Genomic DNA, 5,179 nt, shown 5'->3' with positions numbered 1-5,179 from the left:
GGGGTGGGGGTACCCCGGGCACTGAGTGTGTGGCTCACCCCCACCCGACCGGCCTTACGGCCGGCCACCCTCCCCGCAAGGGGGAGGGGAAAGTTGGCTCGCTGCGCGGCTCAGCCATGATCTCTCCCGCCCTGCCCCGTCATTGCCGGGCTTGACCCGGCAATCCATCCTCTTCGCATGAAGCAATTTCCTTTTGCGCGCTTCGCGCGATGGATGCGCGGGTCAAGCCCGCGCATGACACTGCGGTTGGGGCGGAGTAAATGGTCACCATGATCTCCCCCGCCCTCCCCGCCGATCTGAAAGCCGCCTTGGAGCAACTGCTGTACGGCACCTCGCGTACCGAGGCCGCTACGCGCGCGGCGACAATTTCCAAAACCTATCGCGACGGTGGCACCTCGGCGCCGATCGTTACTACCACCGACGCGATCGCCTATGCCGGCGCGCGGATGCCGGCGACGTATGCGGCGGTGGCGGCGAGCCTCAATGCGCTTACCGAGATCACGCCGGAGTTCTCACCTAGCACGCTGCTGGATGTTGGCGCCGGGCCGGGCACTGCGTCGTTTGCGGCGACACAGGCGTTCGAGTCGCTGCGCACGCTGACCCTGCTCGACGCCAACCCGGCGCTGCGCGAGCTGGCGCTGACGCTGGCGAGCGACCGCCGACGAACCGCAGCGTTCGACTACCAACTCGGCGATGCGCGCAAGCTGCTCGCGAGCGCGGCGCCTGCCGAGCTGGTGATCGCCAGCTACGTCATCAACGAACTCGGCGACGCCGCCCGCGATCAGCTCGCCGACTCGCTGTGGCGCGCCACCGCCGGCACGCTGCTGATCGTCGAGCCCGGCACGCCTGCCGGCTATCAGCGCATCCTCGACGCTCGCGCGCGGCTGATCGCGCAGGGGGCACATGTGGTCGCGCCGTGCCCGCACGACGCCGCCTGTCCGCTGCAGCCGCCGGACTGGTGTCACTTCGTGCAGCGGCTGCCGCGCTCGCGGCTGCATCAGCAGCTGAAGGGCGCGGAGCTGCCCTATGAGGACGAAAAATTCAGCTACGTCGCGCTGAGCCGCGCAGCGCCGCCGACTCGCCTGTCGCGCGTGCTGACGCAGCCGGAGCAGACCAAGGTGGCGATCACCGCCAAGCTGTGCACGCCGGACGGACTGACCATGGCGGTCGCGCCGCGGCGCGACAAGGCCGCCTACGCGCGGTTCCGCCGGCTCGCCTGGGGTGACGCGGCGGACGACGGCAACGCGTCCGACTGAGCCGGCCCTGCGGCGCTCACTCAGCGAAGCCGTTGCAATCGGGTTCCGCTTCGGATGGAATGACGGCCTTGCCGACAGCCGCAGGAGTGCCCCGATGAGCGACGCCGCCCCGATCGACGATGCCGCGCGGGCTCCGAAAGACGCGTCCGCCGCGGTCATCGCCCGCCACCAGGCGGTGCTGGACGAGCTGCCGTTTTCCGACACGCGGGATTTCGACGAGGCGCGGCGCGGCTTCCTCGGCAGCATCGACGACGCGACGATCATGTCGGCGCAGGGCCGCACGGGGTGGTCGCTGGCGCCGTATCGGTTTCTCGACAGCGAGACCGCGCCGCCGACGGTCGATCCCAGCCTGTGGCGGCAGTCGCGGCTCAACATGCATCATGGCCTGTTCGAAGTGGTGCCCGGCGTGTACCAGGTGCGCGGGCTCGACATCGCCAACATGACGCTGATCGAGGGCGACCGCGGCGTCATCGTGGTGGACACGCTGACCTCGATCGAGGGCGCCCGCGCGGCGCTGCAGCTGTACTACGCACACCGCGGCGAGCGGCCGGTGGTGGCCGTGATCTTCACCCACACCCACACCGACCATTGGGGCGGCGCGCGCGGCGTGCTGGACGAGGATGCGCTGGCGCGCGGCGATGTGCCGATCATCGCGCCCGATTTGTTCATGGAGCACGCCGTCTCCGAGAACATCATCGCCGGGCCGGCGATGCTGCGGCGGGCGCAGTATCAGTTCGGCCCACTGCTCGCCAAGGGCGAACGTGGCCAGATCGATTGCGGGCTCGGCAAGTCGATGGCGATGGGCTCGGTGGCGCTGCTGCGGCCGACCGATCTGATCAAGGCGACCGGCGACACAAGGACGATCGACGGCGTCACCTTCGAATTCCAGATGGCGCCGAACTCCGAAGCGCCGGCCGAGATGCATTTCTTCATCCCGCGCTACAAGCTGCTCAACCTCGCCGAGAACTGCACCCACAACTTCCACAATCTGCTGCCGTTCCGCGGCGCCGACGTGCGCGACGCGCTGGCGTGGTCGCGCTACCTCGGCGAAGCGCTGCAATTGTGGGGCGGCAAGGCCGAGGCGATGTGCGGCCAGCATCACTGGCCGGTGTGGGGCAGCGAGCGGATCGACGAGATGATCCGGCAGCAGCGCGATCTCTATAAATACGCGCACGACCAGACGCTGCGGCTGATGAACCACGGCCTCACCGCCAGCGAGATCGCCGAGACCATCCGGCTGCCGAAGAGCCTCGACGGCGCCTGGCACGCGCGCGGCTATTACGGCCACATCCGCCACAACGTGAAGGCGATCTATCAGAAATATCTCGGCTGGTATGACGCAAACCCGGCCAATCTCGATCCGCTGCCGCCGGTCGATGCCGGCAGGAAGTACGTCGCGTACATGGGCGGCGCCGAGGCGCTGCTCGCCAAAGCGCGCGCCGATTTCGACCGCGGCGAGTTCCGCTTCGTCGCGCAGGCGCTGAGCCACCTCGTCTTCGCTGAGCCGGACAATCAGGACGGCCGGCTGCTGCTCGCCGACACGTTCGAGCAGCTCGGCTATCAGTCCGAAAGCGCGACCTGGCGCAACGCCTATCTGTTCGGCGCGCAGGAGCTGCGTCACGGCATGCCGCAAGTGCCGGCGCGGCCGCCGATGCCGCGCGAGACGCTGGCGGCGCTGAAGACCTCGCAGCTGTGGGACGTGCTCGGCATCCGCCTCAACGGGCCGAAGGCCGAGGGCAAGACCATCGTGCTGAACTGGCACTTCACCGACACCGGCGAACGCTGGGTGCTGACGCTGGAGAACTGCGCGCTCACTTACATCGAAGGTGCGCCGGCCGCGAAAGCCGATGCCGGCTTCGTGCTGGCGCGCGATGTGCTCGACGCGGTGATCGCCAAGCACACCTCGTTCCCCGAGGCGGTGATGGATGGCCGCATCCAGGTCAGCGGCAACCCGATGAAACTCGCCGAGCTGATGGCGCTGATGGACGAGTTTCCGCGGATGTTCGAGATCGTCGAGCCGAAACGGACGGCGGTGAGCTGAACGGCACAACGGCGGCGCTCAAACTGGGGGGATCGCAATTCCGCCAGGTCGTGGAGGAACGGCGCCCGTGGGGACGCGTTGCAGCCTCGAATCAGGAGGCGCCGCATGCCGTTTCACGAACCGCGGACCCGCAGATTATCAGCCAAGACGATCACCCGGACGCTGGCGCTCGCCGGCCACGCGATGATGGGCGTCGCGATCGGCCTCGGCTTCGCGCTGCTGACGACACGCAGCGATGCCTACGGTATCCGGCCGGCGCTGATGGCGCTGGACCCGACCGGCTTCCGCCTCACCGATTTCGCGGTGACGTGCGCGTTGGCGTTCGGCGTCGTCGCCACGCTTACCGGCCTTGCGTTGACGCTTGGCGAGGAAAAGTAGTTTTCCCGTCATTGCGAGCCACCGGATCGGCGCTCCGCGCCACCCGATGACAGGCTCCGCGAAGCAATTCAGCTCCGTCCACCGGGCTGGATTGCTTCGTCGCTTCGCTCCTCGCAATGACGGATTGGAGGCGGTGATACGCTTACGCCGCGTGCCGGGTTGCGGCGCTCTCCACCGTCATTTCCAGCCGCAGCGGGCTGCGGAAGGTGGAGGACGGCATCCAGTCGAGCTGCGGCGCCGTCCGCGTGTAGTCCGGCACGACCTTGTGAAACTCCTCGAAGGCGATCTTGATCGCCATGCGGGCGATCGCCGAGCCGAGGCAGCCGTGGACGCCGCCGCCGAAGCCGAGATGGCCTTTCGGCTTGCGCTTGAGGTCGTACAGATCCGGATTGGGAAACTGCCGCTCGTCGCGATTGGCCGAGCCGTAGGCGAGGCAGACGAAGTCGCCGGCCTTCATGGGGACGCCGTGCAGCGTCAGGTCGCTCTGCAGGCAGCGTTTGAAGCGCTGCGCCGAGGTGTTGTAGCGCAGCGATTCCTCGACCGCGTCGGACAGCAGCGCCGGATCGGCCGCGACGGCGCGGCGGACGTCGGCAAAGTCCGCCAGATTCAGCGCCAGCATGCTCATGAAGCCGCCGAGCGACTCGATGCCGGCCATGATCAGCGTCGTCGTGGTCAGCAGCACCTCGCGCTCGTCGAGCCGGTCGCCGTCGATCTCGGCCATCGAGAAATGCGAAATCAGATCGTTCTGCGGCGCCGCGCGGCGCTGCGCGATCACGCCGGCCGCGTAGTCCTGCATCCAGGCGTAGGCGGCGAGATGTTCCGGGCCCTTGGCGCGCGACACCGGATCGCTCTGCACCATCAGCACGGCCTTGTCGCGCACCGTCTGCTCGTCGCCGAGCGGCAGGCCGAGCGCGGCGAACAGCACCCGCACGGTGAATTTCGACGAGAAGTCGGCGATGAATTCGAACTGCTCGCGGCCGCGTAGCGCCTCGGCCGCCTCGCGCGCGATATCGCGCATCGGCTCGGCCAGCGCCTCGAGATTGCGCTTCATGAAGGCGTGCTGCACGAGGCCGCGCAGCCGGTCGTGGCGCGGCGGATCGGTGGTGCCCAGCGTCGCGCCGGCGCGGTTCGGCAGCTCGGTCATCAGATTGCCCTGCGCCGAGGAGAACACCTGCCAGTTCGTGCCGGCGCCGGCGACGTCGATATAGCGCGACAGCACCCACATCTGCGCCGCCTCGCTCCAATACACCGGATGTTGATCGCGCAACGTCTTGTAGAGTGGAAACGGGTCGGCATCGACCGCAGGGGAATAGGGATCGAAGGCGAACATCGGGCGGCTCCTCGATTAGTTGATGCGTTGGTTTTGTTTCTTCGTCATTGCGAGCGAAGCGAAGCAATCCACAGACCGTGCACTGCGCTGGATTGCTTCGTCGCTTTGCTCCTCGCAATGACGGATCGACAGTTGCGTCACCCCTCCGCGTCATGGCCGGGCTTGACCCGGCCA

At 67.8% G+C, this 5,179-nt stretch carries 4 protein-coding genes; 3 read left to right on the top strand and 1 reads right to left on the bottom strand.

All coding sequences use genetic code 11. From position 1 onward, the window contains the following. The first annotated feature begins 269 nt into the window (after positions 1-269). From IP86_RS09535 to IP86_RS09525, 3 genes are all read left to right on the top strand, one after another. On the top strand, positions 270-1,256 hold the full coding sequence (locus IP86_RS09535; protein ID WP_054162287.1) for a small ribosomal subunit Rsm22 family protein: 987 nt from the start codon (positions 270-272) through the stop codon (positions 1,254-1,256). A 94-nt stretch (positions 1,257-1,350) separates the two neighbouring features. Next, positions 1,351-3,297 (top strand): alkyl/aryl-sulfatase, encoded by a 1,947-nt coding sequence (locus IP86_RS09530; RefSeq protein ID WP_054162286.1) that lies wholly within the window; start codon positions 1,351-1,353, stop codon positions 3,295-3,297. Between the two features lie 105 nt (positions 3,298-3,402). After that, positions 3,403-3,675 carry a hypothetical protein gene (locus tag IP86_RS09525; RefSeq protein WP_054162285.1) on the top strand — a complete coding sequence of 91 codons (273 nt, stop codon included), beginning with the start codon at positions 3,403-3,405 and terminating at the stop codon, positions 3,673-3,675. A 142-nt stretch (positions 3,676-3,817) separates the two neighbouring features. Here IP86_RS09525 and IP86_RS09520 read toward each other — a convergent pair whose 3' ends face one another. Further along, a complete protein-coding gene (locus tag IP86_RS09520) occupies positions 3,818-5,005 on the bottom strand; it encodes a cytochrome P450 (protein WP_054162284.1) in 1,188 nt (395 codons plus the stop codon). Between the last annotated feature and the right edge of the window lie 174 nt (positions 5,006-5,179).

The sequence above is a fragment of the Rhodopseudomonas sp. AAP120 genome, from assembly GCF_001295845.1.
Taxonomy (GTDB): Bacteria; Pseudomonadota; Alphaproteobacteria; order Rhizobiales; family Xanthobacteraceae; genus Rhodopseudomonas.
The sequence above is the reverse complement of the archived record's forward strand: the minus strand, read 5'-3'. Positions and strand labels throughout refer to the sequence as shown.

Excerpts from the sequence above, each read along its gene's own strand:
- IP86_RS09520 (WP_054162284.1), bottom strand. The coding sequence starts at position 5,005 with ATGTTCGCCTTCGATCCCTATTCCCCTGCGGTCGATGCCGACCCGTTT.
- IP86_RS09525 (WP_054162285.1), top strand. The coding sequence starts at position 3,403 with ATGCCGTTTCACGAACCGCGGACCCGCAGATTATCAGCCAAGACGATC.
- IP86_RS09535 (WP_054162287.1), top strand. The coding sequence starts at position 270 with ATGATCTCCCCCGCCCTCCCCGCCGATCTGAAAGCCGCCTTGGAGCAA.
- IP86_RS09530 (WP_054162286.1), top strand. The coding sequence starts at position 1,351 with ATGAGCGACGCCGCCCCGATCGACGATGCCGCGCGGGCTCCGAAAGAC.